The sequence below is a fragment of the Salinivibrio siamensis genome, assembly GCF_001996005.1.
GTDB classification, from domain to species: domain Bacteria; phylum Pseudomonadota; class Gammaproteobacteria; order Enterobacterales; family Vibrionaceae; genus Salinivibrio; species Salinivibrio siamensis.
In genome coordinates, this window is record NZ_MUFB01000007.1 from 78615 (window position 1) to 96521 (window position 17907).

Annotated in this window: 18 protein-coding genes and 2 pseudogenes; all 20 read left to right on the plus strand. The window is 51.4% G+C overall.

Features of this window, described 5'->3' with window-relative positions:
* The 20 genes and pseudogenes from fliS (at position 1) to flhB (ending at position 17852) form a co-directional block, all read left to right on the plus strand.
* Complete coding sequence (gene fliS / locus BZG73_RS05375; RefSeq protein ID WP_046074953.1) at positions 1–405, plus strand: flagellar export chaperone FliS; 405 nt, start codon at positions 1–3, stop codon at positions 403–405.
* 163 nt (positions 406–568) lie between these two features.
* Positions 569–2053, plus strand: a complete 1485-nt coding sequence (locus BZG73_RS05380) for a sigma-54 dependent transcriptional regulator (protein ID WP_077667774.1) — start codon at positions 569–571, stop codon at positions 2051–2053.
* A gap of 138 nt (positions 2054–2191) precedes the next feature.
* On the plus strand, positions 2192–3241 hold the full coding sequence (locus BZG73_RS05385; RefSeq protein WP_046074951.1) for a sensor histidine kinase: 1050 nt from the start codon (positions 2192–2194) through the stop codon (positions 3239–3241).
* A pseudogene (locus BZG73_RS05390) lies at positions 3238–4395 on the plus strand (sigma-54-dependent transcriptional regulator); the annotation flags it as partial. The gene BZG73_RS05385 and the pseudogene BZG73_RS05390, both read left to right, overlap by 4 nt.
* Before the next feature lie 78 nt (positions 4396–4473).
* Positions 4474–4647: pseudogene (locus tag BZG73_RS16330) on the plus strand (helix-turn-helix domain-containing protein); the annotation flags it as partial.
* A 110-nt stretch (positions 4648–4757) separates the two neighbouring features.
* On the plus strand, positions 4758–5069 hold the full coding sequence (fliE, locus tag BZG73_RS05395; protein WP_046074949.1) for a flagellar hook-basal body complex protein FliE: 312 nt from the start codon (positions 4758–4760) through the stop codon (positions 5067–5069).
* Positions 5070–5084: 15 nt separating this feature from the next.
* Complete coding sequence (gene fliF / locus BZG73_RS05400) at positions 5085–6860, plus strand: flagellar basal-body MS-ring/collar protein FliF (protein WP_077667775.1); 1776 nt, start codon at positions 5085–5087, stop codon at positions 6858–6860.
* On the plus strand, positions 6850–7905 hold the full coding sequence (gene fliG / locus BZG73_RS05405) for a flagellar motor switch protein FliG (RefSeq protein ID WP_077667776.1): 1056 nt from the start codon (positions 6850–6852) through the stop codon (positions 7903–7905). Before fliF ends, fliG begins: the two co-directional genes overlap by 11 nt.
* 22 nt (positions 7906–7927) lie before the next feature.
* On the plus strand, positions 7928–8890 hold the full coding sequence (locus tag BZG73_RS05410) for a flagellar assembly protein FliH (protein ID WP_077667777.1): 963 nt from the start codon (positions 7928–7930) through the stop codon (positions 8888–8890).
* Positions 8890–10209 carry a flagellar protein export ATPase FliI gene (fliI, locus tag BZG73_RS05415; RefSeq protein ID WP_046074945.1) on the plus strand — a complete coding sequence of 440 codons (1320 nt, stop codon included), beginning with the start codon at positions 8890–8892 and terminating at the stop codon, positions 10207–10209. Before BZG73_RS05410 ends, fliI begins: the two co-directional genes overlap by 1 nt.
* A gap of 3 nt (positions 10210–10212) precedes the next feature.
* Complete coding sequence (fliJ, locus tag BZG73_RS05420) at positions 10213–10668, plus strand: flagellar export protein FliJ (protein ID WP_046074944.1); 456 nt, start codon at positions 10213–10215, stop codon at positions 10666–10668.
* Between the two features lie 88 nt (positions 10669–10756).
* Entirely contained in the window at positions 10757–12385 is a 1629-nt protein-coding gene (locus tag BZG73_RS05425; protein ID WP_077667778.1) for a flagellar hook-length control protein FliK, read from the plus strand.
* A gap of 22 nt (positions 12386–12407) precedes the next feature.
* Entirely contained in the window at positions 12408–12899 is a 492-nt protein-coding gene (gene fliL / locus BZG73_RS05430; protein ID WP_077667779.1) for a flagellar basal body-associated protein FliL, read from the plus strand.
* Between the two features lie 8 nt (positions 12900–12907).
* Complete coding sequence (gene fliM / locus BZG73_RS05435) at positions 12908–13978, plus strand: flagellar motor switch protein FliM (RefSeq protein WP_077578008.1); 1071 nt, start codon at positions 12908–12910, stop codon at positions 13976–13978.
* A 29-nt stretch (positions 13979–14007) separates the two neighbouring features.
* Positions 14008–14406, plus strand: coding sequence for a flagellar motor switch protein FliN (gene fliN / locus BZG73_RS05440; protein WP_046074940.1), 399 nt, complete (start codon positions 14008–14010; stop codon positions 14404–14406).
* An 8-nt stretch (positions 14407–14414) separates the two neighbouring features.
* Positions 14415–14798 carry a flagellar biosynthetic protein FliO gene (gene fliO, locus BZG73_RS05445; RefSeq protein ID WP_158010009.1) on the plus strand — a complete coding sequence of 128 codons (384 nt, stop codon included), beginning with the start codon at positions 14415–14417 and terminating at the stop codon, positions 14796–14798.
* Positions 14795–15634 (plus strand): flagellar type III secretion system pore protein FliP, encoded by an 840-nt coding sequence (gene fliP, locus BZG73_RS05450; protein ID WP_077578010.1) that lies wholly within the window; start codon positions 14795–14797, stop codon positions 15632–15634. The genes fliO and fliP overlap by 4 nt, the downstream gene beginning before the upstream one ends.
* 11 nt (positions 15635–15645) lie before the next feature.
* Positions 15646–15915 (plus strand): flagellar biosynthesis protein FliQ, encoded by a 270-nt coding sequence (fliQ, locus tag BZG73_RS05455; RefSeq protein WP_046074938.1) that lies wholly within the window; start codon positions 15646–15648, stop codon positions 15913–15915.
* Positions 15916–15926: 11 nt separating this feature from the next.
* Positions 15927–16709, plus strand: coding sequence for a flagellar biosynthetic protein FliR (gene fliR, locus BZG73_RS05460; protein WP_046074937.1), 783 nt, complete (start codon positions 15927–15929; stop codon positions 16707–16709).
* A 6-nt stretch (positions 16710–16715) separates the two neighbouring features.
* On the plus strand, positions 16716–17852 hold the full coding sequence (gene flhB, locus BZG73_RS05465; protein ID WP_077667780.1) for a flagellar biosynthesis protein FlhB: 1137 nt from the start codon (positions 16716–16718) through the stop codon (positions 17850–17852).
* Positions 17853–17907: the final 55 nt, after the last annotated feature.

A 17907-nucleotide genomic window follows, 5' to 3' on the forward strand; every position in this document is an offset into this window, starting at 1 on the left:
ATGAGAGGCTCACTACAGGCCTACAAGAAGGTCTCGGTTGACAGTCAATTAAGCGCTGCGTCGCCTCATAAGGTTATCCAAATGCTGATGGCCGGCGCGATTGAGCGCTTAATTCAAGGCAAAGCTGCCATGGCACAAGGCGACTTATCCGTCAAAGGTGAGCGGTTAGGTAAAGCGTTAGATATCATTATTAATCTACGTGCATGTCTATCAATGGATGATGGCGGCGATATTGCTGATAACTTAGACGCCATCTATGACTTTATGATTCGTCAGGTGAGTACCGCGAATTTGGAAAACAAACCGGAACCCATCGACGATGTGATTGAGCTGTTAAGAGAGATAAAATCCGCTTGGGACCAGATCCCTTCCGAATACCATAATATGACTCAAGCGACCAGTTAAACTGCCTATCAAACCACTGACATGGCACTGGAGTCACAGGTTTACTGTGTCTCCGGTTGCCTTATGCGCGTTCTCTATTACAATGTCTTGATTAAAATTGAGATTGTTGTTGCTTAAAAGCGACACAATTATAAAAAGTTATCAGGGCAGACGTATCTCACACATGCAAGATTTAGCAAAGATCCTCGTTATCGATGACGATGACCAGTTTCGTCACGATCTCGGCGTGATACTCGACTTTATCGGCGAGCGTTACGCGCTTCACTCGACCACAGATGTCAGTGATGCACTTTGGGAGCAAAACTGGGGCGCATGTTTTCTTGGCCACGTCCGCTCGACACCGTTACTTGAAAAAGTACTTGAGCAGCTTGCTACCTATCATCACGTGCCTGTGATTGCGATTCGACGCCACGATCGTGAGCTTTCAGGGTTACCTAACTATGTGGGTGAACTTGGGCTACCTTTGAACTACCCGCAATTATTCGATGCACTCCATCATTGCCGCGAGTTTGCCGGTAAACAGGCTTTCAGTATTCCACAGTTGTCTGGCGATAATACCGCCTTTCATAATATGGTGGGCAAAAGCGATGCCATCGAACAGGTCCGTCATCTTATTGAACAGGTCGCTTTTACCGAAGCCAGTGTTTTGATCCTCGGTGAATCCGGTACCGGAAAAGAAGTGGTGGCGCGTCATATTCACCATGCCTCATCGCGCGCGTCTGGCCCCTTTGTGCCCGTCAATTGTGGGGCGATTCCAGGAGAGCTGTTAGAAAGCGAACTCTTCGGTCACGAGAAAGGTGCCTTTACGGGCGCGATTTCAGCGCGTAAAGGGCGCTTCGAACTGGCGGAAGGCGGAACGCTGTTTTTGGATGAAATCGGCGACATGCCGATGCCAATGCAAGTCAAATTGTTACGTGTGTTGCAAGAACGCACGTTTGAGCGAGTGGGAGGCAACAAAAGCATTCGCGCCAATGTTCGCGTCGTTGCCGCGACCCACCGTACGCTAGAAACCATGATCAAAGACGGTGAGTTTCGAGAAGATTTGTATTATCGACTCAATGTCTTTCCTATCGAAATGCCAGCGCTGCGCGAGCGAATTGATGATATTCCGCTATTGATCCATGAGCTCATGTCTCGTCTCGATGTGGAAGGTAATGGTCGGATCCATATTTCACCTCGCGCGATTAATTCGCTGATGGAGCATGAGTGGCCAGGCAATGTACGCGAGCTGGCTAATCTCATTGAACGTTTGGTTATCTTGTATCCTGGGCAAATGGTCGATGTGAACCATTTGCCAGCTAAATATCGCTACAGTGATATCCCTGAATTCCAGCCTGAGGCCTATTCGGTCGAAGATACTGAAATGGCGGAGCGTGATGCGCTAACGGCGATGTTTCATGAGCCGGACGAACCTGCTTTCGAAGAGGATATGCCAGGCTTTGCAGATAGCCCAGGACTCACAAGCTTGCCGCCTGAGGGGGTTAACTTGAAAGAAACCCTCGCCGAGGTTGAGATTGATTTGATTAAGCAGGCGCTAGAGGCGCAGTCTGGTGTGGTTGCTAGGGCGGCTGACATGCTGAGTATGCGGCGAACGACACTGGTAGAAAAGATGCGAAAGTACGGATTGAATAAGGAAGAATTAATCTAGAACGACGAGGCGTCAAAAAGCGGAGTCAAAAAAATGACTTCGCTTTTTTGTCTTCAACTAGCTGATAATATTAGTTATTTTTATGGCATAATCTCTGCTTAAGTGAGTAAAACCTTGATCGAAATGTGTGTTGCCTAAATGGAAACCCAATCTTCGCCACTGGGATCAGTGGATCAACAAGTCACTCGGTATAAGCAAGTTCTCGATGTGATGCCAGCAGGCGTTATTTTGCTTGATGCGAATGGCCGTGTCGCTGAAGCCAATCCAGAGGCACATCGCCTTCTTGGGGAACCGCTTACTCAGCAGCGATGGTTTGATGTGATTCAACGCGCATTCTCGCCGCGAGATGATGATGGACACGAAGTCTCTCTCAAAGATGGTCGTCGGGTGAAGCTTGCCATTTCTGCGTCCGATTCAGGGCAACTTATCTTGATCACCGACATGACAGAAACCCGTTTATTGCAGTCGCGCGTCAGTGATCTGCAACGGCTATCGTCGTTGGGGAAAATGGTGGCGTCGCTGGCACACCAAGTGCGTACGCCGCTATCTAGCGCGATTTTATATGCGTCGAATCTTGGCGCGCCTAACCTCAACGATGCGACACGGCAGCGGTTTCAATTCAAACTGTTAGACCGGCTACATGACTTGGAAAAACAAGTGAATGATATGTTGTTGTTTGCGAAGGGTGGCGACAACAAAGTGGTTAAAGTGTTTACCGTTGAGCAGTTGTTTAACGAGTTCGAGCCGATGGTGGATGCGGTGATTCAAGGTCACGATGTTGACTTTGCCATCAACAGTGATGATGAGAGTCTTGCGTTGCTCGGTAACCCCAATGCATTGGCCAGCGCGCTGAGTAACTTGGTCGTCAATGCCGTTCAAGTGGCAGGCAAGGGCTGCCAAGTTGTGGTTGATTCGCGCCAACAAGGCGATAATTTATTGCTGTCTGTTGCGGACAATGGTCCTGGGATTGCGCCTGAACTGCAAGCGAAAGTTTTAGAGCCTTTTTTTACTACACGACAGCAAGGTACAGGTCTTGGCCTCGCCGTTGTGCAAATGGTGTGTCATGCCCATGATGGCAAGCTCACCTTACAATCGGAGCCTGAAAAAGGGGCCTGTTTTACATTGTGTTTGCCGCTCGCCAAGGGTGTAGCGGCAGAGCAGGGTAAGAGCGTAGGAGAAACACAATGAGCCAAACCACAGTGCTAATCGTTGAAGATGATGAAGGTTTGCGCGAGGCGCTGGTCGATACCCTAGCCTTGGCGGGATACCATTGGCGTGAGGCGGACAGTGCAGAGCAAGCCCTAGTGACACTCAAAGCCGAGCCGATTGATATTGTTGTTTCAGATGTACAGATGGCGGGTATGGATGGCTTGGCGCTTTTGCGCTCAATCAAAACACATATGCCGAATTTACCCGTTTTGCTCATGACGGCTTATGCCAACATTGAGGATGCGGTCGCTGCCATGAAAGAGGGGGCGATCGACTATATGGCCAAACCCTTTGCGCCTGAAGTGCTACTTAATATGGTCAGTCGCTACGCCCCGGTTAAAAGTGACGACTCGGATGCCATTGCAGAGGATCCTAAAAGCGTCGCCTTGTTAGCCTTGGCCGATAAGGTTGCCAACACTGATGCCAACGTGATGATCCTTGGACCCTCAGGGTCGGGTAAAGAAGTGATGGCGCGCTATATCCATGACCATTCTACCCGCGCGAGTGCCCCGTTTGTCGCGATTAACTGTGCCGCGATTCCAGAAAACATGCTGGAAGCAACCCTTTTTGGCTATGAAAAAGGGGCGTTTACCGGTGCTGTGCAAGCGTGTCCGGGAAAATTTGAGCAAGCCCAAGGTGGCACTATCTTATTGGATGAAATCAGTGAGATGGATTTGGGGCTACAAGCCAAACTTCTCCGTGTGTTACAAGAGCGAGAGGTGGAACGCCTCGGGGGTCGCAAAAGCATTCAGCTTGACTTGCGCGTGCTTGCTACTAGCAACCGCGATCTAAAAGACTATGTTGCCCAAGGACACTTTCGTGAAGACTTATATTACCGTCTGAATGTGTTTCCCATCACGTGGCCTGCGTTATATGAACGCCCAGGTGACATCATCCCGTTGGCAAACTATTTATTATCACGGCATTGTCAAAAACAAGGTCTCCCTTGCCCAAGCATACAGCCTGACGCTGAGCAAAAGTTGTTGAATTACACCTGGCCGGGCAATGTCAGGGAGCTTGATAACGTGATGCAGCGTGCCTTGATACTGGCAACCCAATCTCATATTCAAGCGACAGATATTTTACTTGAAGGGCAAGACTGGCAAGATGCCTCGAGTTTACAAAGTAAGGTGATGGATAGCCAATCAACCGTTTCGGCGACAACGTCATCTTCAGTACCGAGTCATGATGCGATGGAAGCGCAGTCTAATGGTGCAGGGTTAGGCAATGAATTACGCGATCAGGAGTTTTCCATCATACTGGAGACCATTCGAGCCTGTGAGGGGCGGCGTAAAGATGTGGCAGAGCGCTTAGGGATCAGCCCCAGGACACTGCGCTATAAGCTCGCCAAAATGCGCGACGCCGGGATTGATATTCCCCAGTAATCACCCAAAGTCGTCAGCCTTTGCGAAAGTGGTCTCAAAGTTGCACATGGTAAGATGACTGATGAAAATCTGACTGAATTGACAAAATATTGACACAAGAAGGATCGACGATGAAAGCGAATGCCTTGACGCAAGAGATGCAAGCCATGGCGGCAGCGGCGAAGAATGTCTCTCAGCCTGCAACCGGTCAACAAGTCAGCCAAGAATTTGGCGATATGCTTGCCAGTGCGATTAACCATGTAAATGGATTGCAAAAGACGTCGGGTGAGCTTGCCACACGGTTCGATGAAGGTGACCGCAATGTAAGCTTATCGGATGTCATGATTGCTCGAAACAAGTCGAGTGTGGCGTTTGATGCCACCGTGCAAACGCGCAACAAGTTAGTTGAGGCGTATAAAGAACTCATGAATATGCCTGTTTAATGTAGGAATTAATCAGTGGCTGAAGAGAACCAAAACACCGATCTGGCGGTTTCAGATGGCGCAGCAGCACTGCCATCAACCGATGCGGCATTAGACGCAGAGCAAAGCACGCAAGATCCGGACGCATCAGAGCAGTCAGCATCGTCAAACTCGATATTTGGCGATCTCGACATGGTGCGCCAGTTGATCTTGGTGCTAGCGGTTGCGATTTGTGTCGCGCTGATCATGATGCTGTTTTTTTGGGTGCAGGAACCCGAAATGCGGCCACTGGGTACGTACGAAACAGAAGAACTGATCTCTGTTTTGGATCACCTTGACCAAAACAAAGTAGAATACCAACTGGATGGTAATACCATCCGCGTCCCTTCAAGCGATTACTCCTCCATTCGCCTCGGTTTAACTCGGGTGGGACTGAATACCAGCACGGCCGAAGGCGATGAAATTTTGCTCAATGACATGGGTTTTGGCGTCTCGCAAAAACTCGAGCAAGAACGTTTAAAACTTAGCCGTGAGCGACAGCTCGCCGCCGCGATTGAAGAAGTGCGGCAAGTGCGAAAAGCACGTGTCTTGTTAGCGATGCCCAAACAGAGTGTCTTTGTGCGCCACAATCAAGAGGCGTCGGCCACGGTATTCTTAACCTTGGGAGGGACGAACACCTTGGGTCAAGAGGAAGTGGACTCCATTGTTGATATGGTCGCCTCTGCCGTCCCCTCGCTAAAACCCACGCGCGTCACCGTTACCGACCAACATGGTCGCTTGCTAAATTCTGGCAGTGAAGATCCTGCGTCAGCGGCGCGGCGCAAAGAGTACGAATTGGAGCGTAAACAAGAACGTCAATTGCGCGAAAAAATCGACTCAATACTGATCCCCGTACTAGGGCTGGGCAACTATACCTCGCAAGTCGATGTGTCACTGGATTTCAGTTCGCTAGAAGAAACGCAGCGTCAGTTTAACCCCAACACACCGGCAACACGCAGCGAATATACGCGCGAAGATTATAATGGCTCGGATCGTGTAGCGGGTATTCCAGGGGCGTTAAGCAACCAACCGCCGGCCGATGCCTCCATTCCGGAAGACGTCAGGGACCTTAAAAATGGTGCAGGCGGTACCGGCTCAGTGAGCCGTGAAGCCACCCGCAACTTTGAACTCGACACCACCATTCGCCACCGACGCGCACAGTCAGGCGTTATTGATCGGCAAACTGTTTCTGTGGCGGTGAACTTTAAACAAAGTGTCGATCCTGAAACCGGGGATACGGTCAAGCAGCCGTTGTCAGACGATGAACTGGCCAAAATCCGCCGTCTCTTAATGGGCGGGGTGGGCTTTAGTGAACAACGTGGGGATGTACTTGAAGTCATCGCCGTCCCGTTTGTTGAGCCAGAGCAAGCGGCAGAGCAAGATGTGCCGATTTGGGATCATCCCAACTTTAATGACTGGGTACGTTGGTTAGCGGCCGCCTTGGTAATCATTGTCATTATCGTGGTGTTGGTGCGTCCAGCGATGAAAAAGCTGCTTTATCCAAATACCGACGAAGATGGCAATACCGTGGGGCCCAATGGCGAAATCCTTGGCCCAGATGGCTTACCTATCACCCCAGATGGGGATGATGTTGGCTTGATAGGCTCTGAGCTTGACGGTTCTAGCAACTTTGCGATGTCAGCGTCGGATGTGGAGCTGCCAAACTTACATAAAGATGAAGACTTGTTAAAAGCGGTGCGGGCGCTGGTGGCCAATGAGCCAGACTTGGCCGCACAAGCGGTGAAAAATTGGGTAACCGAAGATGGCAAATGAAGTCGCAACCACAGGCGGTGATGAGCAAGCTGGCTCAAACTTCGATATCAGCTCGTTGAGTGGGATTGAAAAAGCCGCCATTTTGCTGCTCAGTTTAAGTGAACAAGACGCCGCGAGTATCATTCGCCACCTTGAGCCGAAACAGGTTCAACGGGTGGGCGCGGCAATGACCTCGATGACTGACCTTAATTCGGACAAAGTGGCTGCGGTCCATCGTGCTTTTTTGGAGGAAATCCAAAAATACACCTCGATTGGGATGGGGAGTGAAGACTTTGTGCGCAACGCCCTGGTGGCAGCCTTGGGTGAGGACAAAGCGAATAACTTGGTCGATCAGATCTTGTTGGGTAGCGGCTCGAAAGGCTTAGACTCACTGAAATGGATGGATCCGCGCCAAGTGGCCAGCATTATTATCAACGAGCACCCGCAAATCCAAACCATCGTCTTATCCTATTTGGATCCCGAGCACTCGGCAGAGATCCTCTCGCAATTTGTAGAGCGTGACCGTCTCGATTTAATGATGCGGATTGCCAACCTTGAAGAAGTGCAACCAGCCGCGCTCCATGAGCTGAATGAGATCATGGAGAAACAGTTTGCAGGTCAAGCAGGGGCACAAGCGGCCAAAATTGGTGGCTTGAAAGCGGCAGCGGAAATCATGAACTACATGGACRACAGCGTCGAAGGGGTGTTGATGGACTCGATTCGCGATCAAGACGAAGAGATGGCCTCACAAATCCAAGACTTGATGTTCGTGTTTGATAACTTGATTGATGTGGACGATCGCGGCGTACAAACCTTACTACGTGATGTACCACAAGAAGTGCTACAAAAAGCGCTCAAAGGGGCGGAAGATAACTTGCGCGAGAAAATCTATCGCAACATGTCTAAACGTGCAGCAGAAATGTTGCAAGATGATATCGAAGCCATGGGGCCAATCCGGGTTTCAGATGTGGAAGGGGCGCAGAAAGAGATTCTATCTGTCGCACGCCGTCTCGCTGATGCAGGTGAAATCATGCTTACCGGAGGCGGCGGCGATGAATTCGTCTAAGTCGTTTTTGTAAGGGGCAACGATGAGTTTAGAAAAACGCCGTGGCTATATCCGCGTCGATGAGGCCGATGCCGAAAGCATTGATAGGTGGGCACTGCCCCCTTACAACGAAGGCGAAAACTTGCCCAAAGAGACCGCACTCAATTACGACCCCAGTTGGGAGCCGGACGTTGAGGTGGAGCCGGAGGAAAACGAGCCAGCCCCCGAACCTTTAACCGCCGATGCCCTCGATGCTATTCGCCAGCAGGGCTATGACGAAGGGTATGAAGAAGGCAAGCAGCTGGGGCATGCTGAGGGGCTCGAAGCCGGTTTAGAACAAGGGCATGAGAAAGGCCATGAAGAAGGAAAAAAGGCGGGGTTTGAGCAAGGCCTCGCCGATGGCCAAGCGCTGATTGAAGCGCGTTGCCAGCAGCTTGACAGTATTCTCAATCAGCTAAGTCATCCATTAGAAAAGCTGGATATCGATGTCGAGCAACAACTGTTGGTGATGGTCCAGACCTTGACGAAATCATTGACAGGCGTGGAGCTAGACACGAATCCTCAGGTGATTCTACACACCTTACGGGCCGCCATTGCCGCTTTGCCAGTGGCTGACCACCCGGTTACTGCTGCTTTGCATCCAGATGACTATGCCATTGTCACCGACGCGTATGACGACGATATGCTGGCTGCCCGCGACTGGACTTTGCAATCAGAGCCCGCACTCTCGCGTGGAGACGTCCATGTAAAAGCCAAAGATTCAGTCGTCGACTATCGCTATGCTGACCGCGTGGACGCGTTATTAAGAGAGTTTCAAGGGCAGAATCAACCCCGGCAATCCGCGCCATCAGACGGCGCAACGGTAGAGCCTGTTGATACTGGCGCCTATGCCAACGAATCGGCGACCGCTGAGCGCGAGCCGTCGAGTGACGAACCCGTTGAGCAAGACGCCACGGCCACGACGCAAGATGAACCCACATCGACTGAGGAGCCAGGGCAATCATAATGAGCCAACTCGCTGAGCGGTTAAAACAATGTCAGCTTGATAATTTAGCCCCCAAGCCAGTGGCGTCGGGCAAATTGGTGCGTATGGTTGGGCTAACACTTGAAGCGATAGGCTGTCGCGCGCCCATTGGGTCTGTTTGTTCGGTTGAAACCCTTAATGGCACTATTGAAGCCGAAGTCGTGGGATTTGCCGACGAACTTTTATACCTGATGCCCAACGAGCAAGTATCAGGCGTATTGCCAGGTGCAAGAGTGACGCCTTTGTCTGAACGCAGTCAACTCTCGGTGGGTATGGAGCTGTTGGGACGTGTTATTGATGGCATGGGTAATCCACTGGACGGTAAAGGCGACATCTACACGGATAAACAGGCGAGCTTGGAGGGCATGCCCATTAACCCCTTATCACGTCAACCCATCCGTGAGCCGCTTGATGTTGGCATCAAAGCGATCAATGGTCTATTGACGGTGGGGAAAGGGCAGCGTATCGGCTTGTTTGCCGGCTCTGGGGTGGGTAAATCTGTCACCTTGGGAATGATGACACGCGGTACCACTGCACAAGTGGTGGTCGTGGGGTTGATTGGTGAGCGTGGCCGAGAAGTGAAAGAGTTTATCGATGATATCCTCGGAGAAGAAGGCCGTGCCCGAGCGGTAGTGGTTGCCGCGCCTGCCGACGCCTCACCGCTGGTGCGGTTAAAAGGTTGCCAAACGGCGTTGACCATTGCTGAGTATTTTCGCGATCTGGGTCTTGATGTTCTCTTATTGATGGACTCGTTAACGCGGTTTGCGCAGGCTCAGCGCGAAATTGCGTTGTCAGTGGGCGAGCCACCCGCGACCAAAGGGTATCCGCCTTCGGTGTTTGCGCGCTTACCCTCACTGGTTGAGCGCGCGGGGAACGGTGCCGTTGGACAGGGGTCGATCACGGCCTTTTTTACCGTGCTGACCGAGGGGGATGATTTACAAGACCCCATTGCCGATGCAGCACGAGCGATACTCGATGGTCATATTGTGCTATCGCGCGAGTTAGCAGATAGCGGTCATTATCCTGCCATTGATGTTGAGCGTTCAGTGAGTCGAGTGATGCCCAATATTACCAGCGATGAGCAAATTCTGATGTCGAAAGCGGTGCGGCAAGTGTTGTCCGTGTGCCGTAAAAATCAAGATCTGGTCTCGATAGGCGCCTACAAACCTGGCAGTGATGCGGCGGTTGATCAGGCGTTTAGTTTGAAGCCCAAGCTCGACAATTATCTGCAGCAAGGGATCAAAGAAGTGGTTCCTTTTGATATGTGTGTCAACATGTTGCGTTCAACCTTACAGGGGTAACCGATGGCCGATCACGCACTTCAGTTGCTGTTAGACAAAGCCCAAGAGGATGAAAAGCAGGCTCAGCTCAGTGTGAGCGCGGCTCAGCAATCACTTGATGATTACTATCGCCAGTTGGAGCAAATTGAACAGTACCGGCTTGAGTATTGCCGTCAGATGTCTGAGCGTGGTCAGTCAGGCTTATCGGCCAGCGCCTTTGGTCATTTAAATAAATTCATTGTTCAGCTTGATGAAACCTTGGCAAAACAAAGAGATGCAGAGCATCAATTTAAAGATCATTTAGAGCAGTGCCGTCAGACATGGCAACAAACCCGCCAGCACCGGCAATCACTAGAGTGGCTGATAGAAAAACGAGAACGTGAGGAAGCAGAGCGTGCTCGTTACCAAGAACAACGACAAATGGATGAAATGGCAGCGATTATCGCACGTCGACGCCCCTCGCCCTTCTCTTCACAATAAAATGGCGCGATAATTGCTTTCTCATTACCGACGCGCCAGCTGATGCCAAGCTGACGCATAGGTAACCATAGGTAATGATGAGAAACTTATGACGCAGTCAATGCTGACACTTTCCAATGTTTCGAGTAAAACCCTGTCTGCGCCGAGTGAGGGCGCGTCCAGCGAGGTGAAAGGAGAGCAAAGTGCCGGCTTTTTGTCCGCTTTGCATCAATCCCTCGATGGAAGTGAAGGACAAGGGGAGTCTATCAAGCTAACCCCTGATGGCAAAACCTTACTCGTCGATGGTCAGGCCATTGATGCGGAAGCCATGCTGGCTGACGGTGTTTTCAGCGAGGCGGAGATGGAAAAAATTGCCGATATGACGGCAATGGAAGAAAGCCAATCTTTATTAATGCGTTTGAATCAAGCGGCGGACATGCTTACTGGCAAAACCTTGCCTGCCGGTGGGGATACCACGGCATTATCTGCCGATGCATTACCGATGAGCGACGCTGACAGTAACGTGCGAGTAGACCTCCAGGGTCAAGAGGGTGAAGTAGACAAACAAGCACTGCTTGCCGAACTCTCTAAAGCGCTACCGGATGAGGTTTCCGCGGAGGAGGTATTGGCACAGTTATCGCCCGAACAACTCGCCGCGTTAGTCGCCCAGGTTAAAGCCACGCAAGATCGTGGCGCCGCATTGGAACAAGGTGCTGGGCGCCAAGTGGCGCTTGATAGCAGTGGTGAGGTGCCTAAAGGGGGGCAATCTCTCCCTGTGGATGGGCCGGCGATCAAATGGGCGGCCATGAAGGCGCAGCAGGAGAGTCAACATGGGGCTGCCGCCGCTAAGGTGGCGCCCGGTGAGTCTGCCTTAGGCGATGCTGCGTCAGCCAACAAAGAGTCTGCGCTCAAAGATTTGTTGGCCAAAGAAGGGGCGACGACGAAAACGAACGAGCTGGCTGATAAGCTGCGACAGGCGACTGGCCTACAACAAAATATGGCAAACCCTGACGTAAAAGGTGGCGCAACAGGCAACCCGAATGCCGCTTCTATGTTAGCCGGGCAAAATGAACGGTCAGACAATGTCAGTAAAGCGGCATTGAAAGCGATGGCAGAACAGGCGGTTCAAACTGACGCCGCATTGGCTGCAGGCAGCGCTGCAAGCGCGGCGGAAGGGGCCTCACGAGGCGAGAACTTGGCCCAGCAATTGGCAAGCAGTCTAGGCACACCAAGCGCGAACGCAGCGACAGCACGACAAGATATTCAGGTCGCTCAAACTGCGCAGGCCCCGCTACCTTTGGGGCAAACACCTAGCGAAGCGGGCGCGGCACTGACTGAGCGAATCAATGTCATGTTGTCTAAAAACCTCAAGCAAGTGGATATTCGTCTCGACCCACCCGAGCTTGGACGCATGCAAATTAAGTTGGGGATAAACAACGACCAAGCCTCTGTGCATATCACGGTGGCGAACCAGCAAGCGCGTGATGCTGTCGAGCAAGCGATGCCAAGATTGCGCGATATGTTGCAGCAACAAGGGCTACAGTTAGCCCAGGGGTCGGTTCAACAGCAAGACAGTGGTGCACAACAGATGGCCTCTGGCCAGCATGGCGATGGTGCTGGCACTGCAGGTGGGGCACCACGTGGCACGACAGGGCCGGATGATGGCGATGATGCCATGCTAGCCGGGCAAACGCTGAACGTCTCACACAGTGATCGCGCCGTCGATTACTACGCTTAAATAACAAGGAGCAAGACCAGCCATGGCAGATGATAACGCAACCCCAGAGCAAGGTGGGAGCAAGAAAAAGCTGCTCATTATCATTGTCGCCGCCGTTGTATTGCTCGCGGCGGTAGGCGGTGCGGCGTTCTTTTTCCTATCTGGTGATGACGGCAGCCAAGAAGACATTGTCCTCGAGGAACAAAGCAATGCTCTGCCTGCGATTTATGTCACCTTACCCAAGCCATTCGTCTTTAATGTCACCGGTGATGAGCAACAACGACTGGTGCAAGTCAATACCCAGTTGTTAGTGCGTGGCAGTGAAATGGAAACCCTAGCGAAGGAAAACTTACCGCTGATTGAGCACGCGCTTCTTAATACGTTTGGTGCGGCCACGGTGGAGCAACTGCGCACACCACAAGGCCAACTCGAAATTCGTCGCCAGTCGGCAGAAAATGTGCGCGCGGCCTTAATCAAAGTAACGGGCGAGCCGGTGGTAGAGCGTGTGCTCTTTACTGGCTTTGTGATGCAATAGGTGATGACGTGACTGACTTACTCAGCCAAGACGAAATTGATGCGCTGCTTCACGGTGTTGATGACGTCGAAGAGGAAGACAACGAGCCCGAAGCGGATCAAGAGGGGGCCGTCTCCTTTGACTTCTCGTCACAAGACAGAATTGTGCGTGGGCGGATGCCGACGCTCGAGCTTATTAATGAGCGCTTTGCCCGTCATATGCGCATTAGCTTGTTTAACATGCTGCGTAAAACCGCCGAAGTATCGATCAACGGCGTGCAGATGATGAAGTTTGGCGAGTATCAAAACACCTTGTACGTGCCGACCAGTTTGAATATGGTGCGTTTTCGCCCACTAAAAGGCACCAGCTTGATCACCATGGAAGCCCGTCTGGTGTTCATATTGGTGGAAAACTTTTTTGGTGGCGATGGGCGCTTTCATGCTCGTATTGAAGGGCGGGAGTTTACCCCGACAGAGCGGCGTGTGATCCAGATGCTGCTGAAGTTGATGTTTGAGGATTACAAAGACGCGTGGGCGCCCGTGATGGAAGTGGCCTTTGAGTATTTAGACTCAGAGGTTAATCCGGCAATGGCCAACATTGTCAGCCCTTCAGAAGTGATTGTGGTGAGCTCATTCCATATCGAGCTTGATGGTGGTGGCGGTGACATTCATATGGTCATGCCCTACTCAATGCTGGAGCCGATTCGCGAGCTACTTGATGCCGGGGTACAAAGTGACAAGATGGATACCGATGTGCGCTGGAGTAAAGCGCTACGGGATGAAATCTTGGATGTGAATGTTGAATTGAGTGCCAAGCTTTTAGATGTCACTTTATCCTTGCGCGACCTGATGGAGCTGCAAAAAGGCGATGTGATTCCGGTTGATATGCCGGATGCGTGTACGGTGTTCGTGGAAGACTTGCCCACCTATCGCGCGAAGATGGGACAATCTAACGATAAGCTGGCACTGAAAATTGTGGAAAAACTTAAGCGTCCTGAAATGGCGAAATCGGATATTTCGTTGTTGCAGGATAAACCTGAGCTACTCGATGATCTCGAGGAAGATTTACCCATCGATGATAAACAAGGTAATGCTCAGTGATCAGAATCTGTAAACAAGGGTGAGACGTCATGGATCAAAATGATGTAGACGATGATTGGGCTGCAGCCCTGGCTGAGCAATCTGATGCCGAGGGCTCTGATGATGTACAAGCGGCACCACTTGAAGAGCTCACTGATGACAGCGAGCAAAAAATGGGGGCGGATGAACAGCGCAAACTGGACGCGATCCTCGATATTCCAGTGACCATTTCTATGGAAGTGGGGCATACGCAAATTAACATCCGTAACCTGCTTCAGCTCAACCAAGGCTCGGTGGTTGAGTTAGATAGGTTGGCCGGGGAGTCGCTCGATGTGCTGGTCAATGGCACGCTTATCGCACACGGTGAAGTGGTGGTCGTTAACGACAAGTTTGGTATCCGCCTCACGGATGTGATTAGCCAAACTGAACGGATTAAGAAACTACGATAGGGATGACGGTGAACCGACGCGTTTGGGGTGTACTCTTGGTGCCAATGCCCGTGTGGGCGGCGGCGCCCGAGGTCAGTATAGTGACAATGCTGTTGTCGCTGGGGTTGGTGCTTGGGCTTATCTTTGCTCTGGCCTGGTTGCTGCGACGATTAAAAGTGCCGGGGCTGGCACAGCAAAGTGACGGAATCACGATCGTCAGCCAATTGGCAGTGGGTCAAAAGGAGCGCATTCTGGTGGTCGATATCCACGGCGAGCAGCTGGTTGTCGGCGTAACGGCTACCAGCGTGAACGTGTTAAAAACACTGGATAACCCCATTCCAACGGCGACGCCAGCGTCTGACAAGCCTTCTCGCTTTGCCAATCAGCTTAGCCAACTGTTGAATCGAAAATGACGATACGAATGTTATTGGCCGCTTGGGTCTGGGTGGCAGCTACCTTATTTACACCGTTTGCTGCAGCCGAACAAGAAGCGACGCCAGCACAAGAAAGCATCACCACCGAATCGATTAGCGAAAGTGGTGAGGCGGCACGTTTAGAAGTGGGTCGCAATACAGGAGGCGGGATCCCAGCGGTCACGATGCGTGTCAACCCGGATGGTAGTGAAGACTACTCCGTCACGTTGCAAATTCTGGCAATAATGACCGCGCTGGGCTTTTTGCCAGCGGTTGTCATTTTAATGACGTCGTTCACTCGGATCGTGGTGGTGATGGCCATTTTGCGTCAAGCCATGGGGTTACAGCAAACGCCATCGAACCAAGTGATCATTGGCATAGCGATGTTTTTGACCTTATTTATTATGTCACCTGTGATTGACCGAATGAACACAGAGGCGATTCAGCCTTATATCAATGAACAAGTCACAGCAAGGGAAGCCTTTGATCGGGTACAGGTGCCGCTGCGTGAGTTTATGCTCCGGCAAACGCGGGTTAAAGATTTGGAAACCTTCGTCAATATGTCTGGGTCGCAAGTCGATGAGCCTGAACAAGTCCCGATGACGGTGCTGATCCCCGCGTTTGTAACGTCTGAGCTCAAAACCGCGTTCCAAATTGGCTTTATGCTGTTCTTGCCGTTTTTGGTGATTGATTTGGTCGTGGCGTCGGTATTGATGGCAATGGGTATGATGATGCTATCGCCCATGATAGTGTCGTTACCCTTTAAGTTGATGCTATTTGTTCTGGTTGACGGGTGGAACTTGATCCTCTCCACCTTAGCCGCCAGTTTCGGCTAAAGGAGGCAGCGATGGCCCCAGAAGCGTTTGTCGAGCTTTTCCAAGATGCGCTCTATTTGGTGTTACTCCTCGTCTCAGCGATTGTGGTGCCTGGTTTGTTGGTTGGCCTGATTGTCGCCATCTTTCAAGCGGCAACCTCGATTAACGAGCAAACGCTGAGCTTTTTACCGCGTTTGATCGCGACCTTTATTGCGCTGATGTTTTTTGGCCACTGGATGACGCGAATGCTGATGGAGTATTTCTATCGCTTGATTGATCACATCCCCAACATTCTCTACTGACGAGGCAAGCCATGGAATATCCAGCCTCGGTGATTTTATCTTGGATGGCTAACTACTTTTGGCCCTTTACCCGTATTTCGTCAATGATGATGGCGATGACCTTCTTTGGCGCGCGGTTTGTGCCTGTGAGGATCCGCCTCTACCTCTCTTTAGCGATTACCTTTGCTGTGATGCCCGCGTTACCGGCCGCCCCCGAGAATATCGAGCTGGTCTCTTTTGCGGGGTTTACCGTGCTTGCGCAGCAAGTGATCATTGGTGTGGCGATGGGGATGGTCACCCAATTTATCACCCAAACCTTTGTGGTGTTAGGGCAAATTTTGGGGATGCAGTCGAGCTTGGGGTTCGCATCTATGGTCGACCCGGCTAATGGTCAGAATACCCCTTTGCTAGGGCAGTTTTACTTGTTTTTGGCCGTGATGTTGTTTCTCGCCACGGATGGGCATCTAAAAATGCTTAACCTGGTAGTGATGAGTTTTGACACCTTACCGATTGGCGAAATGATTGGTGCCGCCGACTACCGTAGTTTGGCACAGTGGTTTGGCATCATGTTTAAAGTAGCACTCAGTATTTCCCTGGCCGGCGTCATTGCCTTGTTGGTGGTTAACTTGTCTTTTGGTGTGATGACACGGGCTGCGCCGCAACTAAACATTTTCTCTCTTGGCTTCGCTTTTGCATTGTTAATGGGGTTGCTGATCAGCTGGTATTTGCTGTTCGGTATGTTGACGCATTACAACAATCATTGGGAAACAGGGTTGAACCAAGTTTGTTCGCTGATTCGAATTAACTGTGGATAGAAGCTGATGGCAGAGAGCGACGGTCAGGAAAGAACAGAAGACGCCACGCCCCGAAGGCAGGAGCAGGCGCGGGAAAAGGGCCAAGTACCGCGCTCAAGAGAACTGGCTTCCGTGGCAGTGTTAGTGGTCGGGGCGATCAGTTTGATGTGGTTCGGGCAAGCGCTGGGCGAAGCCCTAATGGCATTGATGACGCGCCTATTCTCCTTGTCACGTGCAGAGATCTTTGATAGCTCGGAGCTGATGCTGGTGGTGGTCGGTGAGCTACTGCATTTGATTCTGCCACTTGGGCTGATCTTGATTGTGCTATTTATCTCCGGCCTCGTGGGGGCGGCCGGGCTCGGTGGTGTGAGTTTCTCTTGGGAAGCCGCACGGCCTAAGCTGTCGAAAATGAGTCCGCTTTCTGGGTTCAAGCGTATGTTTGGTACTCAAGGCTTGGTCGAGCTATTGAAGTCTGTCCTCAAAGTGCTGTTGGTCGCGGGCGTGGCGGCTTATCTGGTTTATGTGAACTTGGAAGACTTCTTTGAGCTGACCATTGATACCTTTCCCAGTAATCTCTATCACGCGCTCGACATTTTACTGAACTTCGTATTACTCGTGTGTTGCTCACTGTTGGTTGTGGTGGTCATTGATGTGCCGTTTCAAATTTGGCAACACAATGAGCAGCTTAAAATGACCAAACAAGAGGTAAAAGACGAGCACAAAGAAACTGAGGGTAGCCCAGAAGTGAAAGGGCGTATCCGAATGTTACAGCGTGAGATGGCGCAACGCCGGATGATGGCGGACGTGCCTCAAGCCGATGTGGTCGTGACTAACCCCGAACACTACTCCGTGGCGCTGCGCTACAATAGTGATATCGATAGTGCGCCCGTCGTGATAGCCAAAGGCTCGGACTTTACTGCATTGAAAATACGAGAAATTGCGGCTGAATATGACATTGCCATTGTCCCCGCTCCCCCTCTGGCGAGGGCATTGTATTTTAGCACCGAGCTTGAGCAACAGATCCCTGACGGTTTGTTTACCGCCGTCGCGCAGGTCTTGGCGTATGTCTTCCAGCTTAAGCAATACAAAAAAGGACGGGGTCGACGACCCACTTGTCCTGATGACGCTTATTTACCTATCCCTTCCGACTTGCAACATGACTAAGCGTTGCTGAACGCGGCAATGTCAGCGCAGTGCCAAAATGCTGACACTTTATTGT